Source organism: Bradyrhizobium sp. CW1 (genome assembly GCF_023100665.1).
Classification (GTDB): domain Bacteria; phylum Pseudomonadota; class Alphaproteobacteria; order Rhizobiales; family Xanthobacteraceae; genus Bradyrhizobium; species Bradyrhizobium canariense_D.
The window spans coordinates 7,706,416-7,720,598 of sequence record NZ_CP064684.1; the positions used below are offsets into that span (position 1 = coordinate 7,706,416).

14 protein-coding genes are annotated in these 14,183 nt (G+C 63.9%); 8 read left to right on the plus strand and 6 right to left on the minus strand.

Annotated elements, in window-relative coordinates; all coding sequences use genetic code 11:
* Positions 1–25: 25 nt before the first annotated feature.
* Both IVB54_RS36865 and IVB54_RS36870 read right to left on the minus strand, forming a co-directional pair.
* Complete coding sequence (locus IVB54_RS36865) at positions 26–2,620, minus strand: CHAT domain-containing tetratricopeptide repeat protein (RefSeq protein WP_026233933.1); 2,595 nt, start codon at positions 2,618–2,620, stop codon at positions 26–28.
* Between the two features lie 63 nt (positions 2,621–2,683).
* Positions 2,684–3,433, minus strand: a complete 750-nt coding sequence (locus tag IVB54_RS36870; RefSeq protein ID WP_026233934.1) for a DUF2470 domain-containing protein — start codon at positions 3,431–3,433, stop codon at positions 2,684–2,686.
* A gap of 242 nt (positions 3,434–3,675) precedes the next feature.
* Here IVB54_RS36870 and IVB54_RS36875 point away from each other — a divergent pair, with 242 nt between their 5' ends.
* The 5 genes from IVB54_RS36875 (at position 3,676) to IVB54_RS36895 (ending at position 7,669) form a co-directional block, all read left to right on the plus strand.
* On the plus strand, positions 3,676–4,377 hold the full coding sequence (locus tag IVB54_RS36875) for a response regulator transcription factor (RefSeq protein ID WP_007597749.1): 702 nt from the start codon (positions 3,676–3,678) through the stop codon (positions 4,375–4,377).
* Between the two features lie 116 nt (positions 4,378–4,493).
* On the plus strand, positions 4,494–6,299 hold the full coding sequence (locus tag IVB54_RS36880; protein ID WP_018460056.1) for a sensor histidine kinase: 1,806 nt from the start codon (positions 4,494–4,496) through the stop codon (positions 6,297–6,299).
* The gene (locus tag IVB54_RS36885; protein WP_018460057.1) at positions 6,296–6,820 is read left to right on the plus strand and encodes an HPr kinase/phosphatase C-terminal domain-containing protein; all 525 of its coding nucleotides are present in this window, start codon (positions 6,296–6,298) and stop codon (positions 6,818–6,820) included. Before IVB54_RS36880 ends, IVB54_RS36885 begins: the two co-directional genes overlap by 4 nt.
* A 133-nt stretch (positions 6,821–6,953) precedes the next feature.
* Entirely contained in the window at positions 6,954–7,355 is a 402-nt protein-coding gene (locus IVB54_RS36890) for a PTS sugar transporter subunit IIA (protein WP_007597752.1), read from the plus strand.
* On the plus strand, positions 7,352–7,669 hold the full coding sequence (locus IVB54_RS36895) for an HPr family phosphocarrier protein (RefSeq protein ID WP_018460059.1): 318 nt from the start codon (positions 7,352–7,354) through the stop codon (positions 7,667–7,669). Before IVB54_RS36890 ends, IVB54_RS36895 begins: the two co-directional genes overlap by 4 nt.
* Before the next feature lie 15 nt (positions 7,670–7,684).
* Here the strand turns inward: IVB54_RS36895 and IVB54_RS36900 are convergent, their stop codons facing one another.
* Positions 7,685–9,310: a glycosyltransferase family 39 protein gene (locus IVB54_RS36900; RefSeq protein ID WP_026233935.1), complete on the minus strand. Its 1,626-nt coding sequence runs from the start codon at positions 9,308–9,310 to the stop codon at positions 7,685–7,687.
* Between the two features lie 126 nt (positions 9,311–9,436).
* On the opposite strand from IVB54_RS36900, the gene lepA reads away from it, so the two are divergent.
* The gene (gene lepA, locus IVB54_RS36905; RefSeq protein ID WP_018460061.1) at positions 9,437–11,248 is read left to right on the plus strand and encodes a translation elongation factor 4; all 1,812 of its coding nucleotides are present in this window, start codon (positions 9,437–9,439) and stop codon (positions 11,246–11,248) included.
* A gap of 268 nt (positions 11,249–11,516) precedes the next feature.
* Here lepA and IVB54_RS36910 read toward each other — a convergent pair whose 3' ends face one another.
* The gene (locus IVB54_RS36910) at positions 11,517–12,290 is read right to left on the minus strand and encodes an SDR family NAD(P)-dependent oxidoreductase (protein WP_018460062.1); all 774 of its coding nucleotides are present in this window, start codon (positions 12,288–12,290) and stop codon (positions 11,517–11,519) included.
* Between the two features lie 181 nt (positions 12,291–12,471).
* On the opposite strand from IVB54_RS36910, the gene IVB54_RS36915 reads away from it, so the two are divergent.
* Positions 12,472–12,795, plus strand: a complete 324-nt coding sequence (locus IVB54_RS36915) for a response regulator (protein ID WP_245288562.1) — start codon at positions 12,472–12,474, stop codon at positions 12,793–12,795.
* A gap of 20 nt (positions 12,796–12,815) precedes the next feature.
* On the opposite strand, the gene IVB54_RS36920 is transcribed toward IVB54_RS36915, so the two are convergent.
* Both IVB54_RS36920 and IVB54_RS36925 read right to left on the minus strand, forming a co-directional pair.
* Positions 12,816–13,025 (minus strand): hypothetical protein, encoded by a 210-nt coding sequence (locus tag IVB54_RS36920; RefSeq protein ID WP_085352004.1) that lies wholly within the window; start codon positions 13,023–13,025, stop codon positions 12,816–12,818.
* A gap of 14 nt (positions 13,026–13,039) precedes the next feature.
* A complete protein-coding gene (locus tag IVB54_RS36925; protein WP_007604975.1) occupies positions 13,040–13,213 on the minus strand; it encodes a hypothetical protein in 174 nt (57 codons plus the stop codon).
* A gap of 501 nt (positions 13,214–13,714) precedes the next feature.
* Between IVB54_RS36925 and IVB54_RS36930 the strand changes: the two genes are divergently transcribed.
* Positions 13,715–14,176 (plus strand): GNAT family N-acetyltransferase, encoded by a 462-nt coding sequence (locus IVB54_RS36930; RefSeq protein ID WP_018460065.1) that lies wholly within the window; start codon positions 13,715–13,717, stop codon positions 14,174–14,176.
* The last annotated feature ends 7 nt before the right edge of the window (positions 14,177–14,183 follow it).

The window sequence follows — 14,183 nt, forward strand, 5'->3', positions numbered from 1 at the left end:
AGCTGAAGGACAATCGCAGCCCGCCCTATCGTACCGCGCCTTCGCCGATGAGCGCGAAGGGCCCCCACATCGCTGGATAGGCGTTGCGCGGAGACGAGGTGTCGTCAACGTAGGTTAACATCGCGCGGCGCAAGGCTTCGGCACGCCCGATTTGTGGTTCGTTTTTGAGCAGCTCGAAAGTCATCGTGGTCAGGCGGGTGGCAGCTTCCGAATCCACGGCCCAATGCGAGACCAGGAGCGCGCGCGCACCGGCGTAGAAGAACGAGCGCGCCAGTCCCGACAGGGCCTCGGCGCCGGGCTTGTCGCCCGCGATGGTGTTGCAGGCCGACAGTACAACCCAATCCGCATTGAGCTTGAGCTGAGCGACTTCACTCGCGGTGAGTAGACCGTCGTCGAGTTCAGTGGGCTGATCGGGAATGGAGAGCGCGAGCGAGGGCTCACCCAGTCCCTTGATGTCGCCGGCAACGAGGCCGTGGGTGGCAAAGTAGATGATGCCGTATTGAGCAAGCGCTGCACGCTTGAGCGTCGTCTCGCTGGCGTCGCGGCCGAGATGAATGTCGGCCTCGGAAGCCCCGACATCCCTGGCCACCGCGTTCAACTCATCGGCGGTGTCGGGCAGTTGCGGCAGCGCCTGCGCAAGCCGCGCGCGATCGACGCCGGCACCGCGCCAGAAATCACTATAGGCGATGGTCGCGATGCTGCGCGCGGCGACCTTGCCGTTCGCGGCGCGCCGCTCGGCGGGCCCTTCCAGTGCAGGATTGAACACGGGATCGCCGAAGCCGGTCATCGGCTTCACGCTTTGATCCCGACGCGCGAAGGCCCGCAGCGATTTCAGACTGCCCACCGACGGCAGCACCGAGACGGCCTGGCGCCGCAGCAGCCAGGCGGCGCCGCGATAGCCTTCGAGCGTGTCCGGGATCGCAGCCTGCGGCTTCTCCGTGACGAGCAGATGAAACGGCAATGCGGTCAGCGCAGCCGACGGCACCACCAGCAGGCTGTGCTTGTGCTTTGTCAACGCCTCGACCGGACCGAGCAGCGCGACATGGAGCTCGTTGGCGAGCGCCAGATCGAACAATCCGGATTTGCCGGAGGCGTCGCGCGCTTTGCCGACGTCGAGTCCCTTGCGGAATGCCGTCACCTTCTGCGTCAGCGCATCCGCGCCGAGTGGGATGGCCTTCCAGTCGACGCCCTCGCGCGTGATCGCGATGACACAGCTCTGCTTGTCGACGACGGAATAGAGCACCATCGCCTCGTCGGCCGACAGCAGCAGCCGGATGTCCTTTGCCGTCAACGGCAGCGGATTGGAGAGTGACGCGTAGTCGGGAAACTCGACCGCGAGCGTCTTCTGCAAGCCCGCACGCTCGTTGGCAATCATTGCAATCCGCGCGCGGCTGCGCTGTTCGGTTGCGAGATCGCGCTGCGCGGATTGCTTCGACACTGCGGCAACGATCGCCTTGTCGAGTGCCTCTGACTCAGCCGCGAGATCCTGATCCCGGCGCACCAGCTCGGCGAGCCGGTCGCTGCCGGCGGCAAGCCGAACCGCGAGCTTGTTCACGGCGGATGCGGCGGAGGATTGCGTGCCGCGCTGGATCGCGGCGAGGGCCTCGTCGAGCGCCTTGTCGCCGGACAGCAGATCTTGTTGGCGCGCGGCGAACAGGACCGGCAAGACGATGCGCAACTGGGCGCGATCGCCCCGAAGAGTCCTTTCCGCGAACGGCAATGCGTCCGCGGCGCGCCCGGCCACGTAGAGGAAATAAGCCAGATTGCCGGTCGAGGTCATGACCTCGGGATGATCGGGCCCGAGTGCATTTTCGCGGATGACCAGCGCGCGACGATAGAGCGGCTCGGCGTCACCGTAGCGCTGCTGGTGCTCGTAGAGGCCGGCGAGATTGTTCAGCGAGCGGGCGACGTCGGGATGATCCGGTCCCAGCACCTTATCCCGGATCGCGAGCGAGCGCTTGATCGGCGCTTCCGCGTCCGCATCGCGATTGAGATCGCGATAGACCTGGCCGAGATTGTTCAGGACGGTGGCCACCGCCGGATGCTCGGAGCCGCCAGCCTTCTGGTAGATCGCGAGCGCCCGCTGAAACAGCGGCTCGGCTTCGGCATAGTGCTGCTGCTTCACATAGAGCGTGGCGAGATTATTGAGTGACTGGCCGACATCGGGATGCTCGCGCGACAATCCCTTCTCGCGAACGGCGAGCGCGCGCTTGAACAGCGGCTCAGCCTCGGCGTAGCGGCTCTGCCGCTGGTAGAGCGCGGCGAGGTTGCTCAGTTCGGCTCCGATCAACGGGGTTTCGAGACCGAGCGACTTTTCCATCAGCATGATGGCGCGCTTGTAGAGCGGCTCCGCCAGATCGTCGTGGCCCTGACCGGCATGAACCTGGCCGAGGTTGTTCAGCGCGGCGGCGAGTTCGCGACCTGTGTCGCTCTTCTCCAGGTTCGCGACCATACCTTGCGCCAAAGGCAGTGCTTCCGAATATCTGCCGGCGCTCATGAGGGTGTTGATCCGCGCGCTCTCCGCGGCGAGACCTTTCTGGGCGACGCTAGGCGTGACAAGCGATGCGGTGATCGCGAGCGTCAAACCCGCAACCAGCGTCCGTCTATTCCATTCTGTCATGACGCTCTCGCCGCCGCCTTCTGACCGGTAACGAACTTGGGTCGCGGCGATGGGCAGCAGCGTTCAATGTGTTGCGCTCTGGTTCATCCTGGTGCGCGCTTCGCCGGCGAGGCGAACCAGCATCTTGCGCAGCGCCGTGCCATCAGCCACCCGCTCCGGAAAATCCAGCCGCAAGACGGTCTGGCCGTCCTGCATGTCGAGGCCCTCCGGGTCGCAGCCGGTGCAGCGCCAGTCGCCCGCGGCAGCACCGAGCAGTTTTGTTGCATAGAGGCCCATGGCCTCGCGGTGGTCGGCATTCATGTGCTCCACCGCGCCCTCCTCCGCCGTCAGCAAGTCCTCGGCCCCCGTGAGGTCGGTCAGGAATTGCTCCGGCTTGAGGTCGACGATCCGGCCGAAGCCGGCGACCAGATGGGTTCCCGTAGGCCGGATCCGAAAGAAAGAGAAATCTTTAAAGGAAACAAAGGCTCCCGCTGAGGGATGAGCATTGAGATACCGTCGCCGGAGCAGATCCTTGTCGGCATCGGCCGGCTCGGCATGGCCGGACAGCATGATCCGGGCACCTTCCAGCGGATCGCCCGCCGCCCGCTCGTCCAGCATCAAGGACACCCGGCTGTCGGCCAGGATGTTCCTGGTGTGCACGGCCAATCCTGAGATCAGCAGGATCGGAGAGCCATCCGGATGGCTCGCCAGATTGACCAGGGAACAATAAGGATCGCCGCTGCCGGCCATCAATGTCGCCAAGGCCCCCTGCCGTGACCGCCGCAGCAGCGATTTGGCGAGCTTTCCGGGGTCGAAGTCGGGGGTCGGTTGCATCGGCTTTCTCGGGTCAGGTGGTTGCATGGAGGGCCTTTTTTCGGGTAAACCGGGGCCCGGTTATGGGTCGAGATGCGGCGAATCTGCCGTGTTTCGTGGAACTTGGTCACACTTCAGCCTAGCTTGCATTGCTCGGTGACAAGGTTCGAATGCCAACATCGGCACCCATGTATGCGGCGCATCAGTGGATTGCTCGCCGTTTTCAAGCCACGACCCAAACGGAAAGCAGAAAGCAGAGGCTCATGCCCACAATCGCTTTGGTCGACGACGACCGCAACATTCTCACATCCGTCTCGATCGCGCTGGAGGCCGAAGGCTATCGCATCATGACCTATACCGACGGCGCCTCAGCGCTCGACGGTTTCCGCACCACCCAGCCCGATCTTGCCATCCTCGACATCAAGATGCCGCGCATGGACGGCATGGAGACGTTGCGCCGGCTGCGGCAGAAATCCGACCTGCCGGTGATCTTCCTGACCTCGAAGGACGAAGAGATCGACGAGCTGTTCGGCCTCAAGATGGGCGCCGACGACTTCATCCGCAAACCGTTCTCGCAGCGCCTGCTGGTCGAGCGCGTCAAGGCGGTGCTGCGCCGTTCGGCGCCGAAGGACCCGACCGTCACGCCGAAGGAGAACGACGCCAAGGCGCTCGACCGCGGCCTGCTGCGCATGGATCCTGAACGGCACACCTGCACCTGGAAAAACGAGCCGGTGACGCTGACCGTCACCGAATTCCTGATCCTGCAGGCGCTCGCGACCCGGCCCGGCGTGGTGAAGAGCCGCAACGCGCTGATGGACGCCGCCTATGACGACCAGGTCTATGTCGACGACCGCACCATCGACAGCCACATCAAGCGGCTGCGCAAGAAGTTCAAGGTGGTCGACAACGAGTTCGAGATGATCGAGACGCTCTACGGCGTCGGCTACCGCTTCAAGGAAGCCTGAGGCGCACGCGCCTCCACGAAAGACCGAGAGCATCGCCGGTTCTGATTCCATCGGGACCGGGATGGCTCTAGGATGCGGGGACCTTCGCACGAGCTGTCCTAACGCGGGCGTGAGCATTGCTTGACCGAACGCAGCCTGACGAGAACCAGAACGCCGAGGACGTCACCGCCCACGGCGCTCCGGATCAATTGGCTGAGGACAAGCTGGCCGTGCGGGGCTGGCGTCCACTGAACTGGTTGAAGCGCGCCGGGCAGTTCTTCTTCGCGCTGTCCTTCTCGAGCCTGACCCGCCGCATCGTCTCGCTCAACCTCGCCGGCCTGGTCGCGCTGGTGGCGAGCATCCTCTATCTGTCGCAATTCCGCGCCGGCCTGATCGACGCGCGCGCGCAGAGCCTGCTGGTGCAGGCGGAGATCATCGCCGGCGCGATCGCGGCGTCCGCGACGGTGCAGACCAACGCCATCACCATCGACCCCGACCGGTTGCTCGACCTCAAGCCGGGCGAGACCTATGGCGGCTCGGACGAGTATTCCCCGCTGGATTTTCCGATCAATCCGGAGCGCGTGGCACCGGTGCTGCGCACGCTGATCTCGCCGACCAAGACGCGCGCCCGCATCTACGACCCGAACGGCAGCCTGCTGGTCGATAGCCGCAGCCTCGATACCGTGGTGCGCTTCCCCCTGCCGTCAGTGTCCGCCGAGAAGCCTGGCATGGTCGAACGCGGCATGGTCGCGGTCCGTACTTGGCTCAATCGCGGCGACCTGCCGCTCTATCGCGAGCTCGGCCCCGAGAACGGCAATGGCTATGCGGAGGTCGGCGACGCGCTCCAGGGCCAGAAGCGCTCGATGGTGCGGGTCAATGCGCGCGGCGAGGTGATCGTCTCTGTCGCGGTCCCCGTGCTGCGCTCGCGCGCCATCCATGGCGCGCTGATGCTGTCGACGCAGGGCGACGACATCGACCAGATGGTCACCGCCGAGCGCCTCGCCATCCTCAAAGTGGGCGGCGTCGCCGCCGCGGTCATGATCATGCTGTCGCTGCTGCTCGCCAGCACGATCGCAGGTCCGGTCCGCCGGCTCGCCGATAGCGCCGAGCTGATCCGCCGCCGGATCAGGACCCGCGTCGAAATTCCCGACTTCACCCGTCGTCGCGACGAGATCGGCCATCTCTCCGGTGCGCTGCGCGACATGACCAGTGCACTCTACAGCCGCATCGAAGCGATCGAGATGTTCGCCGCCGACGTCGCGCACGAATTGAAGAACCCGTTGACCTCGTTGCGCTCCGCGGTCGAGACGTTGCCGCTGGCGCGCAACGAGAACAGCCGCGCGCGCCTGCTCGAGGTGATCGAGCATGACGTCAAGCGGCTCGACCGGCTGATCTCGGACATCTCCGACGCCAGCCGTCTCGATGCAGAACTGCAGCGCCAGGATGCGATTCCGGTCGACCTGCGCCGCCTGCTGACGACGCTCGTCTCCGTCGCCAATGAAACCAAGCTCGGCCATGACGTCGCGGTCGAAATGCGTTTCGAGGGCCGCAGCCCGACCGACAATTTCGCCGTGACCGGCCACGATTCGCGACTCGGACAAGTGGTCTCCAACCTGCTCTCGAACGCACAGTCCTTCTCCGAGCCCGGCAACAAGGTGCGCCTCACCTGCCGCCGCGTACGCGGAGAGATCGAGATCGTGGTCGACGACGACGGCCCCGGAATCCGCGACGACGCGCTGGAGCGCATCTTCGAGCGCTTCTACACCGACCGCCCTCATCAGGGCTTTGGCCAGAACTCCGGCCTTGGCCTGTCGATCTCCAAGCAGATCGTCGACGCACATGGCGGACGCATCTGGGCGGAGAACCGCCTCGGCCCGGCGGACGAGGACGGCGCGCCCAGTGTTGTCGGCGCGCGTTTCGTGGTGAGGCTGCCGGCGCTATGAGCGACGGTGGCCCCAGCGTTCACGCCTCGGCGGTCAAGGTTGGAGATCTGGCGGTGCTGATCCGCGGGCCCTCGGGCTCCGGCAAGTCGCGCCTTGCCTTCGATTTGATCATGGCAGGACGCAGCGGCGTGCTCGAAACGGCCGTTCTGGTCGGTGATGACCGTGTCCATCTGGCGACAGTCGGCCGCGAAATTGAGGTCCGCCCCGCCCCGGTTCTGGCCGGCCTGATCGAGATCCGGGGGCTGGGAATCCGCCGCTGCGACTTTGTGGAGCATGCGACCGTCGGCCTCGTGGTCGATCTGGACGCCGCGGATGCGGAGCGGCTGCCGCCGGCCCAATCCCTGAAAACAGCCATTTTAGGTGTCGAAATACCACGAATCCCAGTCGGCCGCGACTATTTGCCCCTTCCTCTGGTTGTCGCGGCCTTGACCACTACCAAGAGTTCATCTCCCGTTAACCCTTCAGGCGATTGTTTGAAGGGAAATGGTAACCATATGAACCCCACACTCGCGACCGAATAGACCGGCGCAGCTCCCCTTATCCATCCGTCTAGATTCAGGGAGATACGCAACATCCCCTCTTGCGCGGGGGCTCTGGATCGTCAAAGTGGCGCGTTCGTGCGGTGCACCAAAAGCGCCCGCGAGGAGTTTTCCGATGATTGGTCTAGTACTTGTGACCCACGGGCGCCTTGCCGACGAATTCAAGGCAGCGCTTGAACATGTCATGGGCCCACAAAAGCAAATCGAAGCGATCACGATCGGCGCCGAAGATGATTCCGATCTCTGTCGAAGCGACATTATCGAGGCGGTTAACCGCGTCGATTCCGGCGACGGCGTCGCGATCCTCACCGACATGTTCGGCGGCACGCCGTCCAATTTGGCAATATCCTGCATGAGCCGGCCGAAGGTCGAAGTGCTCGCGGGCATCAACCTTCCCATGCTGGTGAAGCTCGCCAAGGTGCGCGAGGAGCGTCCGCTCCCCGACGCGATCGCGATGGCCCAGGAAGCCGGCCGCAAATACGTCACCATCGCCAGCCGCGTCCTCGCCGGCAAATGAGCGACGAGGCGCCGCAAGCCGGGACGGGCGTGCCCGCGGGCGCGATCTCCAAGGACCTCCTGATCATCAACAAGCGCGGCCTGCACGCGCGGGCCTCCGCCAAGTTCGTTCAGGCCGTCGAGCGTTTCAGCGCGCAGGTCTGGGTGACGCGCGGCGGCGAAACCGTCGGCGGCACCTCGATCATGGGCCTGATGATGCTCGCCGCCGGTCCCGGCACCACCATCACGGTCGCCGCGTCCGGCGATGATGCCGAGGCCGCGCTCGCGGCGATCACCGAACTCGTTGAAAGCAAATTCAACGAGGAAGGGATTTAGGCGGATTCGCTTCGATCAATTCCCCGGCGGCGCGATGTAGATGTTCCAGCTCATCGACGGACCGGCTTTGCCGTGAGTGAAACGGCGCGTCGTCATTACGATGCGCTCGGCCTTCGGCGCAACTTCGGACACCCATTTTTCGAACGCCGGCAGGCGACCATCGGCCGGGTCGAACACGCCGATGAAGCCGTATCGCTTGACGTCATCGGGCGAAATCAATCCGGACCCCCAGGCCTCGAGCGGCGTGAACGCGGCCGGATGATCCGGGCTGTAGAACACCATCGGCTGGATCGATTCCATGGTGCCGGCGACGACCGCCCAGTGCGAGGCGAAGCGCGCGTGCCAGGCCTGCGTCAGCTCGCGCGCGAGATCCGAGCGCGCGCCGTAAGTCGCCGTATTGCCGGCATTGGCCGCCATCTCGCGGGCGGCGATCCAGGGCGAGGCGATGAGCGTGGCAACGCTGAGCACGAGCCAGATCGCGACAATGTTGAACAGCGCAGCGCTCTGCACCCGCAACGCCGGGATCGCGACCAGCGCCAAGGGCACCAGGAAGAACAGCGAGATGCCCCAATCGGTCTTCATGTAGATGCTGAAGGCCAGCGCGCCGAGCGCGGGGCCGACCGCGACGATGATCTGGATGAGCCAGACGTTGCGCGCCTGCGAAAGGTTCACGCTGGAATTCGCGCCGCGCGCCCAGTCCCGCGTGACGATGCGCAAGGGCGCACGCAGGAGCAGCCTGAACCAAGGTGGCACCAGCGCCATCGCCAGCGCGGCCAGCGCCACCGGCAATGCCAGCAGCGCGACATTATGCAGGGCATAGCCGGTCACGAGCTGATGCACCTGGCCGCTGTCCTCGAGGCTGTAGGTATCGCCGGCATAGGTCAGCGGCACGAAATGCGCGTCCGCCAGCCACACGATGTGCGGGATCATCGCCACCACCATCGTCGCGATCGCAACCCACGGTGCCGGCGACGACAGGAATCTCATTCGCTCCGGATGGATCAGCGCGGCAAGCCCGATGGCGCCGATCATGGTCAGCACCCAGTATTTGGTCATCAGCGCCAGCGCGCCGGCAAGGCCGAGCAACACTCCGGACTGCCAGCTCCGCTTCTCGAACGCATTGAGATAAGCGAGCACGAGGAGCGGCAAGGTGACGAGCTGGAGCAGGTCGGGATTGTACTTGAAACCCTTGAAATTGAAGATCGGGTAGAGCGCGACCATCACCACGACCAGGAACGCGCGCCGCGCATCCACGACGCGCAGCGCGATGAGCCAGCAGATCACCATACCGGTGCCGACGGTCGCCATCGCCAGCGCATAGGTCGCCCAGTCCGTCGGCGGGAACACTGTGAACCAGAGGCCGGCGACCCAGCCCGACAGCGGCGGGTGCTTGCCATAGCCCCAGAGGAATTTCTGCCCCCAGCCCCAGGCTTCCGCGACGTCCATGTGAACGTCCTGCGCTGCCTTGAGATTGATCAGGATGAAGGTCCAGAGCACCGCATGCAGGATGGCGAGCTGGATCACCAGCCAGAGGCGCGCCTCGGGGCGGGTCGCGCTGGCAACCAGCCAGGCGCGAAAGCGGGCATAGCTCACCCGGGTCTTCGCGCGCGCTCGGGCAGACGGGATCGAGGTCGTCGTCATGGGCCTGGACATCAGGCGTTGCGTAGCGCGTTTCGGGCCTTCGTGGAATCAGCTTGGCGTGAACAAAGGCCCTGAAATTACAGCAATATGGTTGCCGCACGGGGGTGTGAGTGGTATCCCGCGCCCATGACGACCGTCCCCATTTCCAACATCCGCAATTTCTCCATCGTCGCCCATATCGACCATGGCAAATCGACGCTGGCCGACCGCCTGATCCAGATGACCGGCGGCCTCACCGACCGGGAAATGGCGGGCAAGGAGCAGGTGCTCGATTCCATGGATATCGAGCGCGAGCGCGGCATCACCATCAAGGCGCAGACAGTGCGCCTCGCCTACCGCGCCAAGGACGGCAAGGATTACATCTTCAACCTGATGGACACGCCCGGCCATGTCGACTTCGCCTACGAAGTGTCGCGGTCGCTGGCGGCCTGCGAGGGTTCCCTGCTGGTGGTCGACGCCAGCCAGGGCGTGGAGGCACAGACGCTCGCCAACGTCTACCACGCGCTCGATGCGGGGCATGAGATCGTTCCGGTCCTGAACAAGGTCGACCTTCCCGCCGCAGAGCCGGAGAAGGTCAAGCAGCAGATCGAGGACGTCATCGGCATCGACGCCTCCGAGTCCGTGATGATCTCGGCCAAGACCGGCCTCGGCGTGCCCGATGTGCTGGAAGCGATCGTCACCCGCCTGCCGCCGCCGAAGGGTGATCGCGAAGCGACGCTGAAGGCGTTGCTCGTCGACAGCTGGTACGACGTCTATCTCGGCGTGGTGGTGCTGATCCGCGTCGTCGACGGCGTCATGAAGAAGGGCAGCCGGGTCCGCATGATGGGCACGGGCGCGGCCTATGACATCGAGCGCGTCGGCTTCTTTACCCCGAAGATGACGCAGGTCGACGAGCTCGGCCCCGGCGAGATCGGCTTCATCACCGCCGCGATCAAGGAAGTGGCCGACACCCGTGTCGGCGATACCATCACCGACGACAAGAAGCCGGTCACCGAGATGCTGGCGGGCTTCAAGCCGGCCATTCCCGTGGTGTTCTGCGGCCTGTTCCCCGCCGACGCCGACGACTTCGAGACCTTGCGCGCGGCGATGGGCAAGCTGCGCCTCAACGATGCCAGCTTCTCCTACGAGATGGAGACCTCGGCCGCACTCGGCTTCGGCTTCCGCTGCGGCTTCCTCGGGCTGTTGCACCTGGAGATCATCCAGGAGCGTCTGTCGCGCGAATTCGATCTCAACCTGATCGCGACCGCGCCGAGCGTGATCTACAAGATGAGCCTGACCGACGGACAGGAAATCTCGATTCACAATCCCGTCGACATGCCTGATGTGGTCAAGATCGCGGAGATCCAGGAGCCCTGGATCGAGGCCACGATCCTCACCCCCGACGAATATCTCGGCAGCGTGCTGAAGCTGTGCCAGGACCGCCGCGGCTCGCAGAAGGAGCTGACCTATGTCGGCTCCCGCGCCATGGTGAAATACGATCTGCCGCTCAACGAGGTCGTGTTCGACTTCTACGACCGCCTGAAGTCGGTCTCCAAGGGCTACGCCTCGTTCGACTATCATCTCACCGACTACAAGCCGGCCGATCTGGTCAAGATGCAGATCCTGGTCAACAACGAGCCGGTCGACGCACTCTCGATGCTGGTGCATCGCACCCGCGCCGAGGGGCGCGGCCGCGCCATGGTTGAGAAGATGAAGGATTTGATCCCGCCGCACATGTTCCAGATCCCGATCCAGGCGGCGATCGGCGGCAAGGTGATCGCGCGAGAGACGGTGCGCGCGCTGCGCAAGGACGTCACCGCAAAGTGCTACGGCGGCGACATCACGCGTAAGCGCAAACTTCTGGAGAAGCAGAAGGAAGGCAAGAAGAAGATGCGGCAGTTCGGCAAGGTCGACATCCCGCAGGAAGCCTTCATCGCCGCGTTGAAGGTGGACAGCTGAGGCGACGGCTTTAGGCCGCCGCGAGCGCGGCGAGACAGGTCCGGTCCGCGCTTTTCGGGACCGAAAACAAAAAAACGCGAAAACAACCCCATGCACAGTAGCGAGGGGCTTGTTCGGATTGAACTTTTGATTTTCAGAATTTCGTTTGACTCGTCGGGCAAAACAGGGGCATGATGGCATCATGCAGCACGTGGCAATGCCGTGCGCATGAGAGGCAGCATCGGCCTCCCGACGCTTTGGGAAGATGTGGGCTTCAGGCGAATTGCTTCTACGCCGGTGGAAGCATCACTCCCGTCAACTCGCCCAGCCTGTCCAGAAGCCGCTCCTGAAAATCGGGATCAACTGCTTCGTGCGCCGGCTCTTGTTGCCGGAGGTCATGCCAGTAACGACCGCTGACCAGGGCGGCGGGATCATCGCTCACAGCGAGCCAGGTCTGCGTCCGTTGTCCGGTGGCCACGCCGACCGGCGCTCCGGCACCGCCCATTTTGGTGCGCGCCCAGCCGGGATCGACGGCGTTGCTCAGCACCTGCGGCCAACGCCGCGCCAAGGCAAAGGCCAGTGCGACCATGTGCAGTTTGCTCTCCGCGTACGCCTTGGCCGGATCCCAGGTTCGCCTCGTCCAGTCGAGATCGCTCAACGATCCCTCTCCGCCGCGATGTAGTCCGCTGCTGAGATACACCAGCCGATCGGGGCGCTTCATCAGGGCGGTGAGCAAATAGGGCGCGAGCGTGTTGATTGCCAGGGTGGTGGCGTGGCCTTCGGGCGTCGGGCCGCGGCTGCGCTCGGTATAGACCCCGGCGTTGTGGATGACCGCGTCCATTCGTCCGATTGCGTTGACCTGATCTGCCACGTGTCTCGTCTGGGCGGCGCTCTTGAGATCGCCGATCACGACCCGTGCGGAATGCGATTCAAGCTCGGAGATTGCGGTCGCACGTTCCGCTGATCGTGCGTGCAGGACGACCTGGTGGCCCTGTTCGAGCAGAGACTGGGCAGCTGCGCGGCCCAGACCGTCCGTGCTGCCGGTGATGAAGACGATTGCCATTGCCGCTCCTGTTCGACCCCCGCTTCGGCGCCTGCGTCGAAACCTCAAGGAGAATGCAACATGTTCGACTGATCATGCCGTGGCGCAAGGAGCGCCGAACGAAGACATCACAACCGAACAATCTTCCGGGATGCGCATTAACATCCGATAAGTTGGGAATGACCGCATGTCGAATTTCGTCATGCTGCTGGTCGAGGACGACTCACTCCAGCGCGAAGTTCTGTCCGACCTTCTCAAGGACGAAGGGTTCGAAGTCGTCGAGTGCGCCACTGCGGAAGCCGCGGAGCTTATCGTGGCCTCGACGGGCACGGAGCTGCGGGCGCTCATCACCGATCACAACCTCGCAGGGAGAATGACCGGGCTTGAGCTCGCAGAATACGCTCGCAGTGCTCATCCGGGGCTCAACATCGTGCTGATGTCCGGGACGGTGATGGCGCCGCTGCCGCCCAACACGACCTTTTTGCGCAAGCCGTTTGCGCCCGCCCATTTGCTGGCGGCCGTGTAGAACCAGGATGCTCTCGAAGGTCATCCGCCCGAATTTTCTGCGCCGACGGTGTTCTCGCTCTCCGGCACCGTTAGCCGGACGGAATGACCCTGCCGCATGGCGAGCGATGCCGCGGCCACAGCCGCCTCGAAAGCGGCTTCCTTGGTCTGGTAAGTGTTCCGGATTTCGCCATCGTGGTCGACGTGCCAGGCACCGTCCCTGCCAACAATATCATAGGCTGCGAGGCCCATAGTCTATCCCTCCTTCATGCGTCCGGTGTTGCCTTGGACGCCTGGGTGCTGCTCACCGGGTCCGACGCCGGGAAACTGTCCTTCAAGCCCTTGTCCAGCTCGTCGTCCCTGGCCTTGTCGCGTCGGATGCCACGCTTGAGATCTTCCGCGTTCTTGTCCGGCGGTGCCGGATCGAATTTCTCGGTCATGCAAGTGTCCTTTCGCTACCTCAAACGCCTTGAGCTCCTGACCGTTCCTTCAGAGGAACCAACGCTGTCCGGTTTGGTGTTGAATGGAAAACCAGAGGGCGCCCGCAGCGCGGGTCTCTTTCATTCAGGTTGCGCCTCCAGCTATAATGCATCCTGAGATAGTATACGCATCGTTCCATCAGGAGAATGCAATGAAAGCGTCGGTTCTTGCGTTAGGGGGCTTGCTGATTTTGTCGATCACATCAGCGAACGCAGCACCCAAAGCCACTGTCGCCCCGACCACGGCGGCCAGTTCGGTCGCATGTTCCACCTCGGGTGGCGGCTTTGGGAGCTATCCGTCAGGCTGCCGAAACGGAGCTAACTTCAAGACCTACAATGAATGCAAGGAATCAGGCGTCAAGCGCGGCTGGAGACACGAAGACATGGCGTGGTACTGCAGCGGTCTGGGACTGCAATAGCGAGCGGTCTTTGTGCTTTTCACGCCGCGAACTGGAGTGGCCCATGGAATGCACAATCCGTCCTGCACTTGAAGATGACGCCGCTCATATCAGCGCGGTCATCGTGCGTGCACTGCGGGAAACCAACGCGAAGGATTATCCGAACGAGGTCATCGAAAGGATCGTGCGCGGCTTCAGTCCGGACGCTGTGCGGCAGCTCATTGGGCAACGCACCGTTTTTGTCGCTACCATCCGCAGCCGCATCGTCGGGACCGCGAGCCTCGACGGGTCCGTCGTCCGCACTGTCTTCGTCGCTCCACACGTTCAGGCCCGCGGCATCGGCAAGCTGCTGATGGCCGAGATCGAGCGTACCGCACGCGAGCGCAACATCCCTTCGCTGACCCTTTCTTCCTCAATCACCGCTGAAACCTTCTACGCCGGCCTTGGATTCAGGGCGGCGCGCGACAGCTATCATGGTGACGAACGCACGATCGTCATGGAGCGATTGCTCGATGGCAGTTCGTAAGATGGGC

Excerpts from the sequence above, each read along its gene's own strand:
- IVB54_RS36930 (WP_018460065.1), top strand. The coding sequence starts at position 13,715 with ATGGAATGCACAATCCGTCCTGCACTTGAAGATGACGCCGCTCATATC.
- IVB54_RS36925 (WP_007604975.1), bottom strand. The coding sequence starts at position 13,213 with ATGACCGAGAAATTCGATCCGGCACCGCCGGACAAGAACGCGGAAGAT.
- IVB54_RS36910 (WP_018460062.1), bottom strand. The coding sequence starts at position 12,290 with ATGGCAATCGTCTTCATCACCGGCAGCACGGACGGTCTGGGCCGCGCA.
- IVB54_RS36900 (WP_026233935.1), bottom strand. The coding sequence starts at position 9,310 with ATGACGACGACCTCGATCCCGTCTGCCCGAGCGCGCGCGAAGACCCGG.
- IVB54_RS36915 (WP_245288562.1), top strand. The coding sequence starts at position 12,472 with ATGCTGCTGGTCGAGGACGACTCACTCCAGCGCGAAGTTCTGTCCGAC.
- IVB54_RS36890 (WP_007597752.1), top strand. The coding sequence starts at position 6,954 with ATGATTGGTCTAGTACTTGTGACCCACGGGCGCCTTGCCGACGAATTC.
- IVB54_RS36865 (WP_026233933.1), bottom strand. The coding sequence starts at position 2,620 with ATGACAGAATGGAATAGACGGACGCTGGTTGCGGGTTTGACGCTCGCG.
- IVB54_RS36895 (WP_018460059.1), top strand. The coding sequence starts at position 7,352 with ATGAGCGACGAGGCGCCGCAAGCCGGGACGGGCGTGCCCGCGGGCGCG.
- IVB54_RS36920 (WP_085352004.1), bottom strand. The coding sequence starts at position 13,025 with ATGGGCCTCGCAGCCTATGATATTGTTGGCAGGGACGGTGCCTGGCAC.
- IVB54_RS36885 (WP_018460057.1), top strand. The coding sequence starts at position 6,296 with ATGAGCGACGGTGGCCCCAGCGTTCACGCCTCGGCGGTCAAGGTTGGA.
- IVB54_RS36870 (WP_026233934.1), bottom strand. The coding sequence starts at position 3,433 with ATGCAACCGACCCCCGACTTCGACCCCGGAAAGCTCGCCAAATCGCTG.
- lepA (WP_018460061.1), top strand. The coding sequence starts at position 9,437 with ATGACGACCGTCCCCATTTCCAACATCCGCAATTTCTCCATCGTCGCC.
- IVB54_RS36875 (WP_007597749.1), top strand. The coding sequence starts at position 3,676 with ATGCCCACAATCGCTTTGGTCGACGACGACCGCAACATTCTCACATCC.